The sequence below is a fragment of the Agrobacterium sp. 16-172Ci genome (assembly GCF_053522725.1).
In genome coordinates this window covers 83,781-105,023 of the sequence record NZ_JBNWBW010000005.1, presented here as the reverse complement: position 1 = coordinate 105,023, position 21,243 = coordinate 83,781, and the positions used below count along the sequence as shown (strand labels likewise).

Genomic DNA, 21,243 nt, shown 5'->3' with positions numbered 1-21,243 from the left:
GCAATTTCGGGGATTTCGCCTGCCCGGCAGCGGCCAATCGCAGGCAGGGGACGGGCGACCTTTTGGGCCGACAAATCTCACCACCGACTGCGCGCAAACCACCGGAACAATGCGTTCAGCATTTGTTCTGGATTGCTGTTTGAGTCTTTGCTAATCATTGCGACGACAGGGCAGACAATGGCCGGACATTCCGACGACTGCCATCTCTGAACAAGAAGGTTCTCACCGGTGAGGACAGGCAGGTTATCTAAGGATTGCTGGCATGGCGGTTGCCTATCTGGAAAAGCTCAACGAACAGCAGCGCAGGGCGGTGGAGCATGGCGTTGGGCTGGCAGACGGGCACACGGCTGGGCCGCTGCTGATCATCGCCGGGGCCGGTTCGGGCAAGACCAATACGCTCGCCCACCGTGTTGCGCATCTGATTGTGAATGGCGCCGATCCCCGCCGCATCCTGCTGATGACGTTTTCCAGACGTGCCGCCACGGAAATGTCGCGACGGGTCGAGCGTATCTGCAAACACGTTATCGGGGCGAATTCGGCAATCATGACAGACGCGCTGGCCTGGTCCGGTACGTTTCACGGCATCGGCGCGCGCCTGTTGCGCATCTATGCCGAGCAGATCGGGCTTAACATCGATTTCACCATCCACGACCGCGAGGATAGCGCCGACCTGATGAACCTCGCACGGCATGAGCTGGGCTTTTCCAAAACCGAAAGCCGCTTTCCAACGAAGGGTACGTGTCTTGCGATCTATTCGCGCGTGGTGAATTCCCAGACGCCGCTCAAGGAGATATTGCGCCAGCATTATCCCTGGGTCGCCAACTGGGAGAGTGAACTGAAAGAGCTGTTTGCAGCCTATGTCGAGGCCAAGCAGGTCCAGAACGTGCTCGATTACGACGATCTTCTGCTCTACTGGGCCCAGATGGTCAGCGACCCCGTTCTTGCAGACGATATCGGCAACCGCTTCGACCATGTGATGGTCGACGAATATCAGGATACCAACCGGCTTCAGGCTTCGGTGCTGATGGCGCTCAAGCCCGGTGGCCGCGGGTTGACCGTGGTGGGTGACGATGCGCAATCGATCTATTCCTTTCGGGCGGCGACGGTGCGAAACATCCTCGATTTTCCGGCTTCCTTCAGCCCTGCCGCCGACATCATCACGCTTGACCGCAACTATCGCTCGACGCAGCCGATCCTGGCGGCCGCCAACGGCGTCATCGATCTGGCGCGCGAGCGGTTCACCAAGAACCTCTGGACCGAGCGGCAGTCGCTGGAGCGCCCGAAGCTTGTGACGGTGAAGGACGAGACCGAACAGGCGAATTTCATCATCGACCAGATTCTCGCCAACCGCGAAACCGGCATGACGCTGAAACAGCAGGCCGTGCTGTTCCGCACCTCCAGCCATAGCGGCCCGCTCGAGGTGGAACTGACCCGCCGCAACATCCCCTTCGTCAAATTCGGCGGCCTGAAATTCCTCGACAGCGCCCATGTGAAGGACATGCTGGCCGTGCTGCGTTTCGCGCAGAACCCGCGCGACCGCGTCGCCGGTTTTCGGCTGCTACATATGCTGCCCGGCATCGGCCCGAAGAAGGCCGGCAATATTCTCGATGCGATTGCGACAGACCCCGAGCCGCTGCTTGCCCTTGCCGAAATTCCGCCGCCGCCGAAGACCGGCGACGACTGGACGACCTTCACGCAAATGCTGGTGGGCCTGCGACAGGCGCCGAACGACTGGCCGGGCCAGATCGGGCAGGCGCGACTGTGGTACGAACCGCATCTGGAACGCATCCATGAGGATGCGGACACCCGCAAGGCCGATTTGCTCCAGCTCGAGCAGATCGCCGGCGGCTACCCCTCACGCGAGCGCTTCCTGACCGAGCTGACGCTCGATCCGCCCGACGCCACCAGCGATCAGGCCGGCGTGCCGCTGCTTGACGAGGATTATCTCAGCCTCTCCACCATCCATTCGGCAAAAGGCCAGGAATGGCGCTCCGTCTTCATTCTGAATGTGGTCGACGGCTGCATTCCCTCTGATCTCGGGGTCGGCACCACGCAGGAACTGGAGGAAGAACGCCGGCTGCTTTATGTCGCCATGACGCGCGCCAAGGACAGCCTGTCGCTGATCACGCCGCAACGTTTCTTCACCGGCGGGCAGAACCAGCAGGGCGACCGGCATGTTTACGCCGCAAGAACCCGCTTCATCCCGGCGACATTGCTGCAATTCTTTGAAACGGCAACCTGGCCACTGGTGTCGGCCGCCGCTTTGGAGCGCAGCGCGCAGCAGATCCGAATCGATGTGGGTGCGCGGATGCGGGCCATGTGGAAGTAAAAAGCGGAGCGTTCACCCCGCTCTCATGACTGGCGATGTCAGAACTTCACGCTGGCCGTCAGGCTGACATTGAAGGGCTCGCCTACGGCATTGGCATAGCTGGTGGAGCCGATGGACGAGGTGTAATAGGTCTTGTCGAAGATGTTCTTCAGATTGAGCTGCAGCGTCACCGGCTTTTCGAACTGAAGCGTGTAGGTGGCGAAGGCGTCGAAGACCGCATAGCCCGGCAGATTATAGGAATTGTCGTTGATGCCGGCGCGCTCACCCACCGCCCGCACACCGCCGCCGATGCGCAGCGTATTACCGTTCGGACCGACCTCGCCGACATCATAGGCAAGGAAGAGCGAGCCGGTGTGGCGCGCCACATTCGGCAGGCGCTTGCCGGCATAGGTGGGATCTTCGAGCACCAGCGCATCCGTATAGGCATAGCTTGCGATGAGATCGAGATCGTCGGTCAGGCTGCCGGCAATATCGACCTCCACACCGCGCGAACGGACGAGGCCGGCGGCCTTCACCGTGGAGACGCCGCCGACATCTTCCGAATAGGCGACATTGCGCTTGCGGGCATTGAACAGGGCGATATTGGCGTTCAGCCCGGCGAAAAGATCGAACTTCGCGCCCACTTCGTAGGAAATGCCCTCTTCCGGATCGAGCCCGCCATAATAGGCGCCGATGGATGATTGCGGACGGAAGGTCTTGGCCACATTGGCATAGAGCGAGGCATTCGGAGTGAGCTTGTAGACGAGGCCGGCATTGGGAATGAGCTCGCCGCCATGCTTCTCGGTATTGACGACGAAGGGACGGCCCTTGCCGGCATAGATGTCGTAATACTGGTAACGCAAACCGCCGACCGCGATCCATTGATCGTTAAGGTGCAGGGCGTCCTGCATATAGATCGAGGCGGTGGAGAGCTGTTCCGTCTGGTCGCTGTCGACCGCCCTTACCGTGGTGCAGACCGGCAGGCGGCCATAAACCGGATTGTTGATGTTGAAATTCGTGGAATTCGCGCATCGCAGCATGTCGGTGCGCAGGGTATCGCTGTAATCGTAAGACGCGCCGAACAGCAGATCGTTGCGCAGCCCGCCGATTTCGGCCTCGCCCGTCAGATCCGCCCGCAGCGCGTGATTGTAGATCGTCGAATATTGCGTCGCATCGGCCCGTCGCGTCACCTGCCCGGTGCGGGAATTATAACCCATCACGCGCGCCTGATTGTCCGAATATTCGTTGCGGCTATAGGCGTAATTCAGCGACAGCTTCCAGTCATCGGAGAGTTGGCGGTCTATGGCGATGCTCGCCAGATCGGATTTACCGTCGGTGATGTTATAAGCTTCATCGAGGCGCAGGCGGCGGCTGACATTGATCGCCTTGCCGGTCGCCGGATTGAAGATCGTGCCGCGATCGAACGGCACGCTGTAGTCCTCATGCATATAGGAAACCGTAATATCGGTGTCCTCGCCGCTCCATTTCAGCGAAGGTGCGATCAGCCAGTTCTTTTTCTCACCGAAATTACGCCAGTAATCGCTGTTTTCCCCTTCGCCGATCAGGCGATAGGAAAAATCCGTGCCCGCAATCGGGCCGGTGACATCGAAACCGCCCGATGTGCCATACTTGCCCGCCCCATAAGCGGAAAAGCGCGAATAGGCCTGCGCCGTGAACGTGTCTTCCGGCTTCTTCGTCACGACATTCACCATGCCGCCGGGATCGAGAATGCCGTAAAGCGTGGAGGCCGGGCCTTTCAGCACTTCCACCCGCTCGACCGTATCGTTGAAGGAATGCGGCAGCGCCGTCTTCAGCCCGTTGACGAGGATGGACCCGTCGCGATTATCGCCGAAACCACGGCGGATCACGGCATCCTGCGTACCGCCGAGCGTATTTGCCTGGGTGACGCCGCTGACATTGGCCAGCGCATCGTCCAGCGAGCGCGCCTGCTGATCGCGCAGCACCTCGGACGTCACCACATTGACAGATTGCGGAATATCGAGGAGCGGTGTTTCGGTGCGTGTCGCCGTGCCCGTCGTCACCGGCTGATAACCGCGCGCACCTTTTTTGACATCCGCATTGACGGTTATGGTTTCGAGCACGGTCGTCCCATCAGCATTTTTCTTCGGTGCTGCACCCTCCTGCGCATAAGCAGGCAGGGCGACCCCGGCCAGAAGAAACGCCAGCAGCGCCCGCGAGCGCACCCCAATGATCATCGAACCGTCATGCATCCTGTCTTGTCCCCGGCTGTCCCAAATCGTCATCGCGACGATGCACCGCTCTTTCAATTGATGAATGTAGTAGTCAACTTTATTTCCGCTTCAGCACGGCAAAACGTCGGTGCTGAAGGTCGCATTCGCGCTTCCTGGCGTGTCATTTCAGCCCATGACAGCCGCTTTTTGTTCAAATCGACCGGCAAAAACCGCTTTTTCGAACGCTATATACTTGACTACTACAGTCATCAATAATTCTGGTGGCAACGCATTCAGACGGTGACGAATTTGAACGACGGCATGAGACCCATAAGCACGGATACAGGCCTTGCGGCGCAGGCAATCGAGCTTGCCTATGGCGACACGCCGGTGCTTGCGGATATGTCCATCGATATCACGCCGAACCGCTTCACCGTTCTGCTTGGCCCGAACGGTTCTGGAAAATCCACACTTCTCTCCGCGCTTGCCCGCCTGCACCGGCCCGCGCGGGGCCATATTCTTCTCAACGGCAGCGATATCTTCCGCCACCCGACCAAGGAGGTGGCGAAGAAGCTCGGCATGCTGGCGCAGCAGAACCATACGCCGGAGGGGCTTTCGGTTTTCGATCTCGTCTCCCGCGGCCGTTACCCGCATCAGGGATTTCTGAAGCAATGGAGCGAGGAAGACGCCCGCGCAGTGGAAGAGGCGCTTTCGGTGACGGGAATGTCCGAGCTGGCGGAAAGAGCGGTCGACAGCCTTTCAGGCGGCCAGCGCCAGCGCGCCTGGATCGCCATGGCGCTGGCGCAGCAGACGGATATAATTCTTCTCGACGAGCCTACGACCTTTCTCGATCTGCACCACCAGATAGAGGTGCTGGACATGCTGGCCGGCCTCGTCACCCGCCACAACCGCACGATCGTGGCGGTGCTCCACGACATCAATCTTGCCCTGCAATATGCCGATCACCTGATTTTCCTGAAGGACGGGCGGCTGCGGCACCGGCTGGAAACAGCGGCGGCGTGCGATGCCGGCATCATTGCCGATGTCTTCGACATGGCAGTTGCCCAGCTCACACATCCGGTGACGGCGCGGCCGGTATTTCTTCCCCTGCCCGGACGGGCCAGCGCTGTATGATGCCCAACGGAACCAGCGGACGCACCCTTGCCCTTAGAGAGCGAGCCTATGGCCGCACGCTCGCGGCAGCACTTCTCCTGCTGCTCACCATGCTGCTTCTGGTGCTGGCGCATATGGCCACCGGCCCGCGCCCCATTGCGCCGAACGTTCTGCACGACCTGATATTCGCTTATGACGCCCGCAATTTCGACCAGCAGGTTTTGATGCGCCTGCGCCTGCCGCGTCTGCTGGCTGCGATGCAGGCCGGGGCCTGCCTTGGAACAGCGGGGCTTCTGCTGCAAACCCTGCTTCGAAATCCGCTCGGCGAGCCGCATATTCTGGGCTTGAATGCCGGGGCAAGCCTCGCTGTAGTTCTGGCGACAGTGCTGCCGCTCGGGTTGATCGCAACGCCGCTGTTCCGCCCATTGCTGGCGGCGACGGGCGCGGGCATCAGCTTCTCGCTCGTGCTTCTCCTTGCTTCCGCCGGGCGGCAGGGGCTGACGCCGGCAAAACTCGTCTTTTGCGGCATTGCGCTTTCCGCGCTTGCCGCAACCGTCACCTCCGCCATCCTCATTCTCAATGAGGAAACATTGCAGCAGATGCGTTTCTGGCTGGTGGGCGATACGGCCGGCGTTTCGATCACAACCATCGCCGCCGCCCTGCCCGCGGCCGCGATCGCGCTTATCCTAGCTTTCGCCGTCGCTCCCCGGCTCGATCTTCTGGGGCTGGGCGAGAGCGCTGCCGCAGCGCTCGGCGTGCCGATCCGTTCGACGCGGATTCTGGCGCTTGTCTCCATATCGTTGTTCTGCGGCGCGGCCATCGCCGTCGTCGGTCCCATCGGCTTCGTCGGCCTGGTGGTGCCGCCACTCGTCGCACGCCTGAAAACGGGTCGGCTTCTGCTTGCCATACCCATCGCTGCACTCGGCGGCGCGGTTTTGTTGATCGCCGCCGATCTCGCCGCCCGCCTCATTCTCCTGCCGAAAGAACTGCCCACCGGCGCGATGACCGGCCTTGTCGGCGCGCCGGTCTTTCTCTGGCTGGTGCGCAGGGTGCTGAAATGAACCGTTACCGGGTTCTCCGACTGGGGCGCTTTTCCGTCCGCGTCATGCCGTCGCGGCTCGCCATTCTGCTGGCGCTTTTCCTCTGCCTCATGCTTGTCGCCCTCTGGTCGCTCACCGCCGGGAGCCGGCATATTCCCACCTCCGCCCTGTGGTCGCTTTTCACCCCAGCCAATACCGATGCCGCCATGACCGACGCACTCGTGGTTCTCGACTTCCGGCTCTCGCGTCTGGCGCTTGCGATGGTGGCCGGCGCCATGCTCGGCATTGCCGGCGCCATCATGCAGGCTACGACCCGCAACGGCCTTGCCGATCCCGGCCTGCTCGGCGTGCGCGAAGGCGCATCCCTTGCCGTGTTGGGCTGCCTGTTCCTGCTGCCTTCCCTGCCGGTCATGTTGCGCCCCGTTGCAGGTATTGCCGGCGGCATGGCAAGTGCCATAATCGTTCTCACGCTCTCCGGCGCCACCTCGCGCCTGCGCTTCGTGCTGACCGGCATCGGCTTTTCATGGTTTTTATCAGCTTTGCTGCTTATCCTCATGGCATCGCTCGATATTCGCAATTTGCAGACAGCGATGATCTGGATGGCTGGCAACCTGCAGGGCGCAAGCTGGACCGCCGTTTCAATCCTCTCCGTCATCCTCGTCATTGCCCTGGGCCTGCTGCTGTTAACGGCGCGCGCCGCCGACGTACAGGCGCTGGGCGATCATGCGGCGACGGCGCTTGGCGTCCATAGCCGCCTCCTTTCGGTGCTTCATGTCACGCTTGCCGTCAGCCTCACCGCATCCTGCGTTTCATTCACCGGCAGCATCGGTTTTGTCGGCCTGATCGGGCCGCATATCGCCCGGCTTCTGTTACCCGGCGGCTCCTATCCCGGGCTTGTCTTGGGCGCTGGCCTGACTGGCGCAATTCTGGTCGCAGCGTCCGATACCATCGCCCGAACCGCCTTTTCACCGCTGGAGCTGCCAACCGGCCTCGTTCTTTCCACCGTCGGCGCACCCACGCTCCTCGCCCTTCTCTGGTTCCACCGGCATCGCCTATAGGTCCTCCATGCGCAAAACACTTCTCGCCCTTCTCCCGGCCGCCGCTTTTCTCCTCGGCACAGTCACCGCTCAAGCCGAGGAGACCAGCCGAAGCTTTACCGACGACCTCGGCCGCAGCGTTTCCATTCCGGCAAAGCCGAAACGTATCGTGACGCTGCACGATATCGACCTCACCATTCCGCTGATCGAGCTGGGCGTGACGCCTGTGGGCAGCCATGGCCGCATGGGGGCGGACGGCAAACCCTATCTGCGCTCCAGCGCCATTCTGACCGGTGTTGATTTCGACAATAGCGACATTGCCTATATCGGCTCCATCAATGCCGATCTGGAGGCGATCATCGCCCTCAAGCCCGATCTCATACTGACCGAACCGGATCGCCCCACCCCCGTTGAAAAACTGGCGCAGATCGCCCCCACCGTCGCCATCGACAATACCAAGGACGGCGCGCCGCATATTTACAAAGTACTGGCAGAGCTGACGGGTACGCAGGCGCGTCTTGCCGTGCTGGACCGGCGCTACCGCGCGCAGATCGAGGCGCTGAAGGCATCGGTCGATACCGGCGCCATCACCGTTTCGGTGTTCCAGCCGCTCAACGGCAAGATCAGCGTCTACCACACCTATCGCGCACTCGGGCGCGTGCTGCGGGACGCGGGGTTTCGTTTCCCCGCCATCATCGACGCCATTCCGGAAGGCGACCGTATCGAGATCAGCGCCGAACGCCTGCCGGAACTCGATGCCGATATCATCTTCGATCCCTATCGTTCCGATACCGGCGCTTCGCCGCAGGCGGAAATCGACATGATGGAAGCCGTGATGCCGGGTTTCTGCAATTTTCTTCAGGCCTGCCGCAACGGCCGTTACATCCTCCTGCCGCGCGAGGAAGCGATTTCCAACTCCTATGCCGCGCTCAGCCTCATGGTCTCCGCCGTCCAGTCCCATTTGACGGTGCGGCCAGCACACGAAAAGTGACGGCGACGATCACTAAGGACAAAAGCGCTTGCCTGCCGGCGTGGCGCGCTGCTAATTCGTGAAGAAGAGTAGAAAACTCAGCTTCACGGAAGAATTCATGCCGGCTGGCGAAACGCACATATCAAGGCTTCGGCGCACCGACCGCTTCGGCGAGCAGCTGCGCAAGCGCCGCGACCGCCTGTCGCCGGGCCTGCTTGCCGTTGCCGAATATATTGACGGCCACCGCCATGCCGTTCTCGCCAAATCGGCACTGGAAATCGGCTTCGAGACCAATACATCCGATGCGACCGTCATCCGCGCCATACAGGCGCTCGGCTTTCAGGGGCTGGTCGATCTCAAGGAAACGCTGGAGGCCTATCTGGGCGTGACGGATTCGCCCGTCGAAAAAATGGCGGCGACGACAAAATCCATATCCGGCAACTGCGATGCGGCAATAGATTTCGTGCTCGACAATCAGAAGAACACGCTGGAGATGCTTTCAAGCGCAGAAAACCGCGAAGCCATGGCGGCGGCCGTGCGGCTTCTCTCGCAAGCGCGCGGCATCGGCGTGCTCGGCATCGGCGCCTCCGGCATCATCGCCACCTATGCGGCAAGGCTATTCCAACGCTCAGGCGTGCATTCCTATGCGCTCAACGCCACCGGCATCGCACTTGCCGAACAGTTGCTCGAGCTTGAAAACGGCCACGTCCTCATCATGCTCCTGCACGGCCGCGCCCACCGCGAAGCCCAGACCGCCATAGCCGAAGCCGGTCGCCTCGACATCCCGATCATCATGCTGCTCGGCCAGGAAGACAGCGTGCTCAAAAAACACGCCAACGCCAGCCTCTTCCTGCCCCGCGCCAAAAACGAAGGCGTGGCGCTCCACGCCCCCACCTTCATCGCCATGGAAACCATGGCCCTGGCCCTCTCCGCCGCCTGCCCCGAGCGAAGCCTTGAGACGCTAGAGCGGCTGGTGGAACTGCGGACGTCGATCAGGCCGCATAAGCGGGTTTAGCTTTCTGGAACTCTTCCCCACCCCTATCCAGACGAAAAAGTAGGCGGTAATCAAACAAGCTTTCTGGATACTGTTCGATGGAGTTTCCGGCGCTCTTGTGTGGGCGATCAATAAAGCGTTATTGACTGTCCTTACCGATAAAGCCATATCACCCTGAGTAGGCAGACCAGACAGGATCCGCATAGTGCAACTAGAAGCATTCTCGATATCAGGCTTGAAAAAGATAACTCCGGCGCGTTTCGGCGACAGCAGGGGGTACTTCAGCGAGGTTTTCAAGAGGGATTGGTTTCGCGAAAATGTAGCGGATGTGGAGTTCGTGCAGGACAATGAATCCCTCTCCGCGCAGGCCGGAACCGTACGAGGGCTTCATTTCCAGACAGAGCCTTTTGCACAGGGCAAGCTCGTTCGCTGCATTCGGGGACGGCTGCTGGATGTCGCTGTCGATATCAGAACAGGTTCGCCCACCTTCGGACAATGGGCGGCTGTCGAGCTATCACCCGAAAATGGCGAGCAGCTATGGGTTCCGGCGGGATTTGCCCACGGCTTCATGACGCTCGTTGACAACACGGTCATCTCATACAAGGTGACGGCCCCTTACAGTGCAGCCAATGACCGCGGCGTCAAATGGGATGATCCCGCCATCGGCATCAACTGGCCGAAGCTGGAAGGCTGCGTCCTTTCCGACAAGGATGCAAAGCAGCCGCTTCTGTCGGAATTGCCTGAATATTTCACTTACCAAAACACTGGGAACTGATGATGCGCGTTCTAGTTACCGGCGGCGCCGGATTTATCGGCTCAGCCCTCGTACGTTATCTCGTTAGCGAGGTTGGCGCGGATGTTCTCACTGTCGACAAGCTGACATACGCAGGAAATCTGGCGTCCCTCAAGCCGATCGAAAATGCGCCGAACCACCGCTTTCTTCAGGCCGACATATGTGACCGAGCTGCCATGAATGAGGCATTCGCGGCATTTCAGCCGGACTACGTGATGCATCTGGCCGCTGAAAGCCATGTCGACCGCTCCATAACCGGCGCCGCCGATTTTATTCAAACCAATATCAACGGCACTTTCACGATGCTGGAGGCGGCGCGCCAATATTGGAGCGGCCTTGCGGAAGACGCCAAGGCGAATTTCCGCATGCTCCACGTGTCAACCGACGAGGTCTATGGCTCACTCGGGGACAACGGCCTGTTTGAAGAAACAACCCCCTACGACCCTTCATCGCCATACTCCGCCTCGAAAGCCGCAAGCGATCATCTTGCTACGGCCTGGCAGCGTACTTATGGGCTGCCGGTCGTCATTTCCAATTGCTCCAACAATTACGGACCATTCCATTTCCCGGAAAAACTAATTCCCCTGATCATTCTCAACGCGCTGGAAGGCAAGCCTCTGCCGGTCTATGGAAACGGCGCGAACATCCGCGACTGGCTTTATGTGGAGGATCATGCCCGCGCCCTGTGGCTCATCGTCCAGAAAGGTCTTGCCGGCGAGAAGTACAATGTCGGCGGCAGAAACGAGCAGAAGAACATCGATGTAGTCAACTGCATCTGCTCCATTCTCGATGAGTTGCGCCCACAATCTAAGCCCTATGCCGAGCTTATCAAATATGTGACGGATCGTCCCGGCCACGATGCTCGCTATGCCATCGATGCGACCAAGCTCGAAACCGAACTCGGCTGGAAAGCGCAGGAGAACTTCGCTACCGGTATCCGCAAGACGGTGGAATGGTATCTCGACAATGCGTGGTGGTGGCAGCCGCTTCGCGAGGGTGTTTACGCCGGAGAACGCCTCGGCGTTCTGACAAAGGGCTGAGCGAATGCGGCTGGCAGTTACGGGCAAAAATGGTCAGGTCGTCAGCGCCCTCCAGGCATTGGCGAGTGACGAGCTGGAAATCGTGGCTCTTGGTCGGCCGGAACTCGACCTTGCACAGCCTGAAACTGTTTTGAAGGCGCTACGCGAGGTAAAACCCGATGTCGTGGTATCGGCTGCAGCCTATACAGCCGTCGACAAGGCAGAAAGCGAGCAGGATATCGCTTTTGCCGTTAATCGGGATGGAGCAAGGGCTGTTGCACAAGCGGCAAGTGACATCGGCATTCCCGTCATTCATCTTTCTACGGATTATGTTTTCGACGGCACCAAGGACACCGCTTATGTCGAAAGTGATCCGACAGGCCCCACTTCCGTCTACGGCCGCTCGAAGCTCGAAGGCGAACGAGCCGTTTCGGAGGCCACCGACAATTATGTGGTTCTGCGGACCGCATGGGTCTATTCGGAGTATGGCAACAACTTCGTGAAGACCATGCTCCGGCTGAGCGAAAATCGCGACGAAATTAACGTCGTTGCCGACCAGTTCGGATGCCCTACTTCGGCCAACGATATCGCTGCCGCGGTCGTGACAATCGCCAGAAAGCTCGTGGAAGATGCCTCGGCCCCTCTTCGGGGGGTTTTTCATCTGTCTGGAACCGGTGAAACGAATTGGGCGAATTTCGCGAAACAGATATTGGCCCTTTCCTCGGAAAACGGCGGAAAGTCCATTGTCGTCAACGATATCACGACTGAGCAATACCCTACCCCGGCCCGGCGCCCGGCAAACTCGCGGCTTGATTGCAGCAAGCTGGAAGAGGTTTACGGCATAAAACTGCCGAGCTGGCAAACATCAACGCGCGCGGTAGTCACCGCTCTTGCGCAGAGCAAAAAGGAAATGCCATGAAGGGTATTATTCTGGCCGGAGGCAGCGGCACGCGCCTGCATCCGATGACATTGGCGGTCTCGAAGCAGATCCTGCCGGTCTACGACAAGCCGATGATCTACTACCCGCTGACCACGCTGATGTTGGCCGGCATTCGCGAGATTTTGATTATCTCGACACCCCATGACATGCCGCTTTTCCAGTCTCTTCTGGGTGATGGTTCAAAATGGGGTCTCTCCATTGAATATGCGGTCCAGCCGAGCCCGGATGGGCTGGCGCAGGCCTATATGATCGGCGCGGACTTCGTGGCGGGTTCGCCGTCCTGCCTTATCCTGGGTGACAACATATATTACGGCCATGGATTACCAGAACTTCTGCAGGCTGGTACAAGCGTTAACGACGGCGCTACGGTCTTCGCCTATCATGTGAACGATCCCGAACGTTATGGCGTGGTCGATTTCGATAGTGAAATGCGCGCCCTCTCCATCGAGGAAAAACCGGCGAAACCCAAATCCAACTGGGCGGTCACCGGTCTTTATTTTTACGATGCCGACGTGGTCGATATCGCCGCCAATCTCAAACCGTCCGCGCGCGGCGAATACGAGATTACGGATGTAAATCGAACCTATCTCGAGCGTGGCAAGCTGAAAGTATCCATCATGGGGCGCGGTTACGCGTGGCTTGATACTGGCACGCCAGAGAGTCTTCTTGAAGCCGGTGAATTCGTGCGGACGCTGGAGAAGCGACAGGGTTTCAAGATTGCATGCCCGGAAGAAATCGCCTTGAGCAAAGGCTTCATTTCTAAGGCGCAATTTGTCGAAATCGCCGAAAAAGCGGGCAAGGGCGATTATGGCGTTTACTTGCGTAAACTTGCGCATGTATGATCTGCTTTCGCTGCATCAAACCACTAGGAGGGCGCGCTCCCTACCCAACTCAACTGAGGTTGCATCAAGAGCATGAACGTCGACACATGCTTATCCAGATAAAGATCGCCAAAACGTTCGGACGCATTCCGTTCCGCCCGTTCTTTTTTGACTAAACGGCACTTTGAGATGGACTGTCAGATGCCTCAAGTGAAGAAAATTTCTCTTGAACCCGGATATTACAAACTCTCGTTTCAGAATGTTGATCCTGAAGTCCGAGCGATTGAACTTCTCGATACGGATGATGTTGAAAGGTGTTGCAGACTGGATTTAAGCAACGGCCAATTGCGCTACGCCCTGAATTTAAAGAAACCCGTCGAAGCCGCAAATGTTCGTTTTCTAGCTAACAAGCCCGTCGAAGAGGAAACAAGTATCGACTTTATACCTGTCTCCAAGAAATTCTTTTCACTACAAAAAGCTTGGGCAGCCATTCAGCGCCATAGACTTCAAAATTTCGGCCCCGGAGAGAAGCTTCTTTGTCTTTCTGGTGATCAACAGGCGGCGGAATCAGCGGCATTCGCCAATGTGGAATATCGCGCTCTGCGTTTATATGGGCTTGATGATTTATCGAAAGAGCACAACGGGTGGGATTGGTTAGATGCGGGATGGCCGCTAACAGGCTTTGCTGAAAACGCTCTGTCGCATCCACCTGTGCGGGCCTGTGTTTATGTTCATCTCCACTATATGGAAACATGGCCCGAAATTAAGTCCAACCTTCTTCAAAATGCGATGCACATGGACGTCGTCATCAGCGTGACGGCGGAAGATTTTAATTTTCAGGACGACGTGCTTACGGCATTTCCAAACGCCCGGATCATCCACATGGAAAATCGCGGCCGGGATGTCGGCCCGTTCATGGAGCTTTTGAAGCAGGGAGCTTTCGAGAACTACGACGCCGTTTGCAAAATTCACGGTAAGCTGTCCCGAAAGAATGGCAACGAAACTATCTCCGGACACCGAATTCGGCGATATACGCTTGCCTGTCTTTTAGCGGATGGTGCCGGCACACATATACTAAAGTGCTTTTCCGAAAATCCCGAACTGGGCCTCGTGGGCCCACGAAACTTGAGTTTGCCGCTTGGAGGTAAACCTGTATCGCAATACATAAAGAACGAATTGGGTCACATGCGCGAGGTATTTAAACGAGCGGATGTGACCTTCGACCCTCAGGACACGCAATTCTTTGTGGGAACGATGTTTTGGTTTCGCCCGGCAGCATTCAAGCTGCTCGACCGTGCCAATATAGGTATCAAAGATTTCCAGCCGGAAAACGGAGCCAAGAAGGGGACGCTCCAACATGGTTTGGAACGTACCTTTTCAGCTATTGTCAAGCAAGCAGGCTACAAAGTCGCAGCAACACAGCCAACACTGCGCAACGGAACAACATCGATGGTGGAGTTTATTTGAGAGTGCCAAATTTATCCGCGGCAGATGTAACTGTGATTTCGGTGTGCTATAGAAGCGAGGATGTTGTCCGCGAAATGATTGCGTCCGTTCCTGAGTTGACACCTGTCATACTCGTGGATAACGGCGGGAATAGTCGGCTCCATAATTTTCCTGAGAACCGCAACATACGTGTCATAAAACTTGATAAAAACGAAGGATTTGGGCGCGGATGCAATGCCGGCGCACAGGCCGCGACCACGCCTTGGTTATTGTTTCTAAATCCAGATGCAAGGTTAACCAAGGGCGCTATTGAGGCCTTGCTAATCGCAGCCGAACGCTACCCGGCTGCTTCTGCCTTCAATCCTCGAATTGCGAATAGTGACTCTACACCTTACTTTAAACGGCGCTCTTGGCTCCTAACACGCCGGCAATATATGCCCCGGGGTTGGCCTGCTCAAGACGGGCCTGTTTTTACATTGAGCGGAGCAGCGATTTTCGTTTCGAGAGCGATATTTGACGATTCCAAAGGATTCGACCCAAATATCTTCCTGTACCATGAGGATGATGATCTTTCGCTCAGGCTCGCGAAAATTGGGCCGCTTATGTTTATTCGGGATGCACTCATAGTGCATACTAGCGGACACTCGTCAGGTCGCTCACCCGAAATTGCTCGTTTCAAAGCTTACCATATGGCTAGATCGAGAATTTATACGGGAAAAAAGCACAAGCGACCTTTCCCGTTTTTGTCGACACTCTGCCAAGCCGTATTTTTGTTTCTTTCGCCTGCAATGCTTTTTTCACCTCGGCGTCGCGCTAAAGCCCTAGGATTCTTCCAGGGTATCATCAGCACATATCGCAAGGCGACATGAAGAAAATACCGCGCCTCCCTCAAAGCGTAGCAAAAAATAGAAGACAAGATAAGAGCGAATGTAGCGAGCGAAGAATATTGATGTTTACAAAACAAATTACGATATCAACAATAAACAAGCACTATTTTGTGGTAAAAACGCGAGGAGTCGGCCTATGCGCTGTAGAGATCGACGCGGGCGGAAAAAAAGAAGCATACTTACTGAATTTACAAAAAGAAAAATCGTATTTTGTGGTAAGAACTATCAATGGAAGCAATACGCTTAAATTTACGTCCACCTTTCCTATTGACGTATTTACTATACCGAGAAATAGGAAGCGCCGCCCGATCGGGATAAAGTTAAGAGAGATGTTCGACGACATACGGCGCAAACAAGGTACTTATTGGCCAGACGTCCGAACCTCTACGGGAGTGCAGCTACGTGAAATAACCTTCGGGCGATTTATGATCCAGGCGGCCTCCAATATAGAACGGTTGGCGTTTCATAACTTTCGACTGGCAAAAGGAGTTAATGGTTCTTTGCCATTCACCCCGGTAAAAGACAATTTCTTTTCCGCTGCCGTGCTAAAAGACCTCCTTGACGAAATTAATAGCGACGATGGCGAATTCGTTTTTCTGGCGAATGAAAAGAAATTTTCTGAAGCCAGCCGACCCGCGATTCAATATTTACTCGAGCAGCGTTTTGGTAAAGTCCACTCTCAACTAGGCCCCGCATGGAATTTTATGCGGAGCAATCCTGGAATTGGGCTTTTGACCTGGGACGTCGACGACAGTAGTCGAAGCGGAAAGAAAAACGAAAGAAAAACCAGGCGGCTCGCGCAACTCTTGAATCTCGATCTAGCAGAGATAGATAACCGCCCTTCCTTTCCGGCAGTGTGTCTAGTGCGCAAATCCGCGCTTATTTGGTTAAAAACTATGAATATCGAGTCTGCCGATGTCGATAGTGGCGTCTATGACGCCGACACATTACTTAAGCTCATGCCGGCCATCGTTGAGAAAGCAGGTTTCGCAAGAAGTTCCATACCTGTAAATGCTGGCGACCAAATTATTGGCCACTCCGTCGTGCAAGCCGAATGGGTGGAGCATCGCCCACTTGCAAATCCAGCGAACAAGAACTGCTGTCTATTCGTCGGACTGCTCCGAGAGGATGGTCGGTTCGCGCCTCACGCGCTGGCTTACATGCGGGCACTTAAGGAGCAGGGGTTTCACATTTATGGTCTTGGCGTGAGCCTCACGTCTCCAAAAGATGGCAAAGACCCTGGAGAGGAATTCTGTGATGGCTTTGCCGCTCGAGCAAATGACGGTCATGATTTCGCCCTCTGGGCAGCCGCGCTGCGGAAACGCCCCGAAATTTGGCAGGCAGAAACGCTACTTTTTGCCAATGACAGCATGATACCGAAACAGCCTTCCCTGAAGCCGCTTTTCAGCCAACTATCTGCCTCTCCTTACGATGTTACTGGATTGACTGATAGCACAATCGGCAGACGTCACCTGCAGAGCTATTTTATCCATCTCAACCAAAAAGCCTTGAAGTCTCAAACAGTCCGCAGATTCTGGGATTCAGTTCTCGCATGGCAAGATAAAAGCCGCATTATCGCTTTGTATGAAATTGGGATGACGAGCAAATTAATCCATGCGGGACTAAAATGTGGCCCTCTCTATGAAACTGACGGCAGCCGTGGGAATTGGCATCACAATCCTTCAATCCACTGTTGGAGAGAGTTAATCAAAAGAGGATTTCCTTTTGTAAAAACTCAAATTATCAAGGATGCAACTGCTGACGGGAGTATACCGGAAGTCGTCAATTTTCTCATTGAAGAAGGTTTCCAGCAAAATCTTATACCTGGTCAGAAATAGTCCGCGATAGAGAAATCATCACGCATTTTTTGATTTGATCACGGGTCAACAGCGACCGTCTCGAAGGCCAGCACGTCAAATGCTGGCCCGCATTCCTACATTCAGACAAATAACAAGTCCGTAAAAGAGTCGTGATGCTCCCCCACTTTCTCATACAGGCCGTCAAGCGCCTGGGCATTGAGAGGGAGAAAACGATTCTCAGTTTCGGAAAGAACAGCAAACTCCGAATATATGCCGGAACACACTATATCGCGAAAAACCTTATAGGTTTCCAATCTCTTCATGGCGTAAGGCCAAAACTCCGCAACGAGTGGGGGCGACTTCGATAAAATCTGCGTTGCGCCGCTAAGGATCAAACCTTCATACCCCTGAACATCCATGAATATAAACGTTGAGTTATCCTCAAAACTCTCTCTGAAATCGTCCAAAGGACTTATTTTTACAGATTGCTTTTGCCTGGATGACTCGCCCATCGCATCATCCTCCAGCAAGAGGCCAGCTATTCGATAGTCACCAGTATTTCCCTGCGACATCGTTAGTTCCACCGATCCGCGAAAATCACCGAGCGCCGTATTGTGGCACTGAATACGCTCATCGACTCCATTCAAAATCGTGTTAGCTCGAAGCAGCTTGAAAAGTTGATTTTCCGGCTCAAATGCCACAGCTTTTTTAACAAAATTACGTGTAAGAGCTGGAATGCATATTGATCCAATATTGGCACCAATGTCCCACAGGACATCGCAATTCCTACCCTTCGCGTCGCGAAGAAGCGAAACTGCATCAGCGAACTTCGAAAAATCGCTTTCGCCTTGCATGAACAGAGGATAGCCGACAGCCATGTCACCCGTGACTACGACATAGGTTTCTTTCCCTTGGGCGATCATAAATTTCTGGTCTTCGAAATAGAAGAAGCCAGCCTTCGTCGCTTCATTCGACTGTCTCTTTTCGAACAAGGTTCTGAGATTAAAACGATCTGCCTTGTCCTCTTCGGTCAACATTACCACCTCCATCTGTATGTCCCGCTCAAAATCACGGGCGTCACCTAAAACGACCAATTCAAAAAAAGCGGCAAGGTCAGCGGCCGTGGCGCGGCTAGGTAAATGACACTCTTGGAGAGCGAAGGCAAGTTGCCCCGGCAGGTACTGTGTGCCCCATCATTTTCCACGGATCGAAGGCAGAGCTAATTTCAAGCGCGTTAGTTTAGCATCTCAGCGCCTACTTAAAAAAGCTGTTGCATGATAAGCGAGGATTTGTAACGGTTTGCGCCACTGTGCCGACTAAGATACCGACATTGGGAAGGATGCTGCGAAAACATGCCAAGGGAATTTAATGACCTACTAGAGGAGGTCGGGCGTCTTGATCGTCTGGTTTCAGAACTCGGGAATGATGCCGATGCTACTTTGGCGCTCCAGACAAAATTGAGTGAAATTCGTTCTACGATTTCCGAATTCGTAACGAAAACCAACATCCAAAACAGCAGCGATGTCGATAAGATAAAAACCGAGCTCGAATGGCATGCTTTTTCGGTCCGTCAGCTGATTATGCAGCGAAAAAGGCTGTTTAAGATATTTGAGCTTGCGAGTCGCTCGCTCCATCACGCAAGTGCAAGCTTTGTTGCGGATTTGCTATGTTCCGTTGAGAATACAGAAACACAGTTTTATCAGGATATTTTCTGCCTTCTTCTCAGTGGCGGAAAAAGAGATGGTTATTTTGTCGAGTTCGGCGCCTGTGATGGTCTGGCTATAAGCAATACTCTATTGCTCGAGCGTCAGTTCGGTTGGAAAGGTATTCTCGCGGAACCTGCCACAACGTGGCACGAATCCTTGTTCAAAAATCGGACGTCGATCATCGATACCCGTTGTGTATGGAGTAGAAGCAACGAGGTGCTGAACTTTACAGAAACAGAAGACGCACTTGAGTCATCAGCTGTCCTGGAAGAAGGCGAGCAGCAAGTCCGCTCCTCATATGATGTGAATACTATTTCGCTTGAGGATCTCCTGTCCGAGCATAAAGCGCCATCGACAATAGACTATTTGTCTATGGACGTGGAGGGATCCGAAGCCGTCATACTTGAAAGCTTCCCCTTCTCAAATTATCGCTTCGAGTTCATTAGCCTAGAGCACAGAAAGGACACGGAAGAGGCTCATTTGATAGACCTGATGGGACGCAACGGTTACCGTCAGGTCCTGCGTGAGTTTTCTGGGGTCGATGGCTTCTATGTTCCCGAGGACAAGGCCGCCAAGCTGAATCTGAATTAATAACGAATGGCAGGTGGCCTCGCCGGTGTTTACCTGGCGAGGCCGTTGTTCGTTACCAATTCTGCCGTGAATTCAAGCGCTGCTCATATGCCAGTTTCAATGCATTGCCATCTTGATAGTCCATAAAAACCAAGGCCGTTCGTTCCAGAACCTGAGAGTTCATTGCTTCTCCAAGTCGCCGAACAGGAACAATTCTAAAGATGTTTTCGAGACCCGTGAATTCCAGGCCGTTAAACGTCGAAGCGCCGCTTTGTTTTACCGTATGACGCAAAATCCGCCGCCGCATTGGCGGAGAGTCATCCACAGCTTCTCCAACAAACGCAGCAGCGTAATTCGAAGCAAACGGAAATCCGCTACTATATTCTACCAGCATCGAATAGAGATCACCTGGGCATCGACGGGTTGCTTCAACGATAGCGATTCTCGAATTACCACAAATATACTGGACGTGGAGCAGCCCATCGCACAAATCCAGATGGCGAGCGAGTTTTTCCACTGACATCTGAAGCTCCACGCGTTCGGGAGCATCCCTTTCATCCATCAGATAGCTCGTGTCAACCGCGAAAGGATCGTAACGGGACCCCTCTCGGACTGAAAAAGCTACGCGTACCCTGCCTGACTTCAAAAAAGCACTGTAACTGCGCAACTCGCCTTCCACGAATTCCTCGCAGATGATGTTCCCGACCGGACTATGTTTGCGCGCGTTTTCAATCGCGATCGCGCTCGCCACAACATCATCTGCAGCAAAAACGCTCACACCTCGACCGCTAAAGCTGTCCACGGGTTTGCAAATGATTTTTCCAGACGACGGTAGCGATGCGGGCGAAAAAACGCGAGGCGCCGGCAAGTCAAGTTCCTCACATGTTTTTCGGAATAACTGCTTATTGTTCAACGTCTGATCAGTTTCATGCGATAATTTATAAAAATTATGAAAATTCAATCGCACAAACGTATCCATGGAGACGTCAGTGCATCCGGGAATAACGGCGTCAAAAAGCCTCTTTGACAAAACAGATGCAACAAAATTCGCATCCCCGTAGTTGCCTTCAATCCAACGTTCCGGTGCCGCCAGCACGAGCGGATCATACGCCCTGTTTCCCATGGTCCAAACCTCCATTCCCTTGGCAATAAGCCAACTATGGATCGGAACAGCCGCAAATGCGGTATCAAGCAACAGAACCCTTTTAGTCACGTTTATCTCCAGCCTGGTGTCATACACACAACGAATGGATGACATATGTTTATTGACAGGCAGCTAATGCCACAAATATATCAATCACGGAAGAACCAGCAGCGGTTGATACTGAGGAAGTTAACTGGTATCTCACGGTTGAATTTTATATTGATGGCGCAAATTTGCATGTAGAGGGTGGTATAACTTGAAGTTTCGGTTAGTTAAGCAGCTATCTAAGCGCTTTCGAATGTCAAGAGATGCGAATTTTATTCGGAACGCTTTTGACACAAGTTACTATCTTAATACAAATCGCGATTTGCGAAATGGAAACATTGACCCGGTACTGCACTATATAAAGTATGGCTGGAAGGAAGGGCGGGACCCTACACCGGATTTTAGTACCAATGGTTACC

General features: G+C 55.2%; 17 protein-coding genes. 14 read left to right on the top strand and 3 right to left on the bottom strand.

The window, feature by feature from the left end:
* Positions 1-262 precede the first annotated feature (262 nt).
* Positions 263-2,329 (top strand): ATP-dependent helicase, encoded by a 2,067-nt coding sequence (locus ACQZ40_RS07930; RefSeq protein ID WP_448747721.1) that lies wholly within the window; start codon positions 263-265, stop codon positions 2,327-2,329.
* A 38-nt stretch (positions 2,330-2,367) separates the two neighbouring features.
* On the opposite strand, the gene ACQZ40_RS07925 is transcribed toward ACQZ40_RS07930, so the two are convergent.
* Positions 2,368-4,539 carry a TonB-dependent siderophore receptor gene (locus ACQZ40_RS07925; RefSeq protein ID WP_448747720.1) on the bottom strand — a complete coding sequence of 724 codons (2,172 nt, stop codon included), beginning with the start codon at positions 4,537-4,539 and terminating at the stop codon, positions 2,368-2,370.
* A 282-nt stretch (positions 4,540-4,821) separates the two neighbouring features.
* Here ACQZ40_RS07925 and ACQZ40_RS07920 point away from each other — a divergent pair, with 282 nt between their 5' ends.
* The 12 genes from ACQZ40_RS07920 (at position 4,822) to ACQZ40_RS07865 (ending at position 17,398) form a co-directional block, all read left to right on the top strand.
* Positions 4,822-5,634: an ABC transporter ATP-binding protein gene (locus ACQZ40_RS07920; protein ID WP_448747719.1), complete on the top strand. Its 813-nt coding sequence runs from the start codon at positions 4,822-4,824 to the stop codon at positions 5,632-5,634.
* Positions 5,631-6,674 (top strand): FecCD family ABC transporter permease, encoded by a 1,044-nt coding sequence (locus ACQZ40_RS07915; RefSeq protein WP_448747718.1) that lies wholly within the window; start codon positions 5,631-5,633, stop codon positions 6,672-6,674. The genes ACQZ40_RS07920 and ACQZ40_RS07915 overlap by 4 nt, the downstream gene beginning before the upstream one ends.
* Positions 6,671-7,711 (top strand): FecCD family ABC transporter permease, encoded by a 1,041-nt coding sequence (locus ACQZ40_RS07910; RefSeq protein ID WP_448747717.1) that lies wholly within the window; start codon positions 6,671-6,673, stop codon positions 7,709-7,711. The genes ACQZ40_RS07915 and ACQZ40_RS07910 overlap by 4 nt, the downstream gene beginning before the upstream one ends.
* 7 nt (positions 7,712-7,718) lie before the next feature.
* Positions 7,719-8,681 (top strand): ABC transporter substrate-binding protein, encoded by a 963-nt coding sequence (locus tag ACQZ40_RS07905; RefSeq protein WP_448747716.1) that lies wholly within the window; start codon positions 7,719-7,721, stop codon positions 8,679-8,681.
* A gap of 97 nt (positions 8,682-8,778) precedes the next feature.
* On the top strand, positions 8,779-9,675 hold the full coding sequence (locus ACQZ40_RS07900) for a MurR/RpiR family transcriptional regulator (protein ID WP_448747749.1): 897 nt from the start codon (positions 8,779-8,781) through the stop codon (positions 9,673-9,675).
* Between the two features lie 184 nt (positions 9,676-9,859).
* Complete coding sequence (gene rfbC / locus ACQZ40_RS07895) at positions 9,860-10,429, top strand: dTDP-4-dehydrorhamnose 3,5-epimerase (protein ID WP_174037814.1); 570 nt, start codon at positions 9,860-9,862, stop codon at positions 10,427-10,429.
* A 2-nt stretch (positions 10,430-10,431) separates the two neighbouring features.
* Positions 10,432-11,487, top strand: a complete 1,056-nt coding sequence (rfbB, locus tag ACQZ40_RS07890; RefSeq protein WP_448747715.1) for a dTDP-glucose 4,6-dehydratase — start codon at positions 10,432-10,434, stop codon at positions 11,485-11,487.
* 4 nt (positions 11,488-11,491) lie between these two features.
* A complete protein-coding gene (rfbD, locus tag ACQZ40_RS07885; protein ID WP_448747714.1) occupies positions 11,492-12,385 on the top strand; it encodes a dTDP-4-dehydrorhamnose reductase in 894 nt (297 codons plus the stop codon).
* Positions 12,382-13,248: a glucose-1-phosphate thymidylyltransferase RfbA gene (gene rfbA / locus ACQZ40_RS07880; RefSeq protein ID WP_443406468.1), complete on the top strand. Its 867-nt coding sequence runs from the start codon at positions 12,382-12,384 to the stop codon at positions 13,246-13,248. The genes rfbD and rfbA overlap by 4 nt, the downstream gene beginning before the upstream one ends.
* 180 nt (positions 13,249-13,428) lie before the next feature.
* Positions 13,429-14,694, top strand: coding sequence for a rhamnan synthesis F family protein (locus ACQZ40_RS07875; protein ID WP_448747713.1), 1,266 nt, complete (start codon positions 13,429-13,431; stop codon positions 14,692-14,694).
* Positions 14,695-14,696: 2 nt separating this feature from the next.
* The gene (locus tag ACQZ40_RS07870) at positions 14,697-15,542 is read left to right on the top strand and encodes a glycosyltransferase family 2 protein (RefSeq protein WP_448747712.1); all 846 of its coding nucleotides are present in this window, start codon (positions 14,697-14,699) and stop codon (positions 15,540-15,542) included.
* On the top strand, positions 15,539-17,398 hold the full coding sequence (locus ACQZ40_RS07865; RefSeq protein WP_448747711.1) for a rhamnan synthesis F family protein: 1,860 nt from the start codon (positions 15,539-15,541) through the stop codon (positions 17,396-17,398). Before ACQZ40_RS07870 ends, ACQZ40_RS07865 begins: the two co-directional genes overlap by 4 nt.
* 101 nt (positions 17,399-17,499) lie before the next feature.
* On the opposite strand, the gene ACQZ40_RS07860 is transcribed toward ACQZ40_RS07865, so the two are convergent.
* Positions 17,500-18,396, bottom strand: coding sequence for an FkbM family methyltransferase (locus ACQZ40_RS07860; protein WP_448747710.1), 897 nt, complete (start codon positions 18,394-18,396; stop codon positions 17,500-17,502).
* Positions 18,397-18,711: 315 nt separating this feature from the next.
* Between ACQZ40_RS07860 and ACQZ40_RS07855 the strand changes: the two genes are divergently transcribed.
* The gene (locus ACQZ40_RS07855) at positions 18,712-19,656 is read left to right on the top strand and encodes an FkbM family methyltransferase (RefSeq protein ID WP_448747709.1); all 945 of its coding nucleotides are present in this window, start codon (positions 18,712-18,714) and stop codon (positions 19,654-19,656) included.
* A gap of 52 nt (positions 19,657-19,708) precedes the next feature.
* On the opposite strand, the gene ACQZ40_RS07850 is transcribed toward ACQZ40_RS07855, so the two are convergent.
* Positions 19,709-20,848 (bottom strand): ATP-grasp domain-containing protein, encoded by a 1,140-nt coding sequence (locus tag ACQZ40_RS07850; protein ID WP_448747708.1) that lies wholly within the window; start codon positions 20,846-20,848, stop codon positions 19,709-19,711.
* Positions 20,849-21,243 lie beyond the last annotated feature (395 nt).

Excerpts from the sequence above, each read along its gene's own strand:
- ACQZ40_RS07930 (WP_448747721.1), top strand. The coding sequence starts at position 263 with ATGGCGGTTGCCTATCTGGAAAAGCTCAACGAACAGCAGCGCAGGGCG.
- ACQZ40_RS07925 (WP_448747720.1), bottom strand. The coding sequence starts at position 4,539 with ATGCATGACGGTTCGATGATCATTGGGGTGCGCTCGCGGGCGCTGCTG.
- ACQZ40_RS07920 (WP_448747719.1), top strand. The coding sequence starts at position 4,822 with ATGAGACCCATAAGCACGGATACAGGCCTTGCGGCGCAGGCAATCGAG.
- ACQZ40_RS07915 (WP_448747718.1), top strand. The coding sequence starts at position 5,631 with ATGATGCCCAACGGAACCAGCGGACGCACCCTTGCCCTTAGAGAGCGA.
- ACQZ40_RS07910 (WP_448747717.1), top strand. The coding sequence starts at position 6,671 with ATGAACCGTTACCGGGTTCTCCGACTGGGGCGCTTTTCCGTCCGCGTC.
- ACQZ40_RS07905 (WP_448747716.1), top strand. The coding sequence starts at position 7,719 with ATGCGCAAAACACTTCTCGCCCTTCTCCCGGCCGCCGCTTTTCTCCTC.
- ACQZ40_RS07900 (WP_448747749.1), top strand. The coding sequence starts at position 8,779 with ATGCCGGCTGGCGAAACGCACATATCAAGGCTTCGGCGCACCGACCGC.
- rfbB (WP_448747715.1), top strand. The coding sequence starts at position 10,432 with ATGCGCGTTCTAGTTACCGGCGGCGCCGGATTTATCGGCTCAGCCCTC.
- rfbD (WP_448747714.1), top strand. The coding sequence starts at position 11,492 with ATGCGGCTGGCAGTTACGGGCAAAAATGGTCAGGTCGTCAGCGCCCTC.
- rfbA (WP_443406468.1), top strand. The coding sequence starts at position 12,382 with ATGAAGGGTATTATTCTGGCCGGAGGCAGCGGCACGCGCCTGCATCCG.
- ACQZ40_RS07875 (WP_448747713.1), top strand. The coding sequence starts at position 13,429 with ATGCCTCAAGTGAAGAAAATTTCTCTTGAACCCGGATATTACAAACTC.
- ACQZ40_RS07865 (WP_448747711.1), top strand. The coding sequence starts at position 15,539 with ATGAAGAAAATACCGCGCCTCCCTCAAAGCGTAGCAAAAAATAGAAGA.
- ACQZ40_RS07860 (WP_448747710.1), bottom strand. The coding sequence starts at position 18,396 with ATGTTGACCGAAGAGGACAAGGCAGATCGTTTTAATCTCAGAACCTTG.
- ACQZ40_RS07855 (WP_448747709.1), top strand. The coding sequence starts at position 18,712 with ATGCCAAGGGAATTTAATGACCTACTAGAGGAGGTCGGGCGTCTTGAT.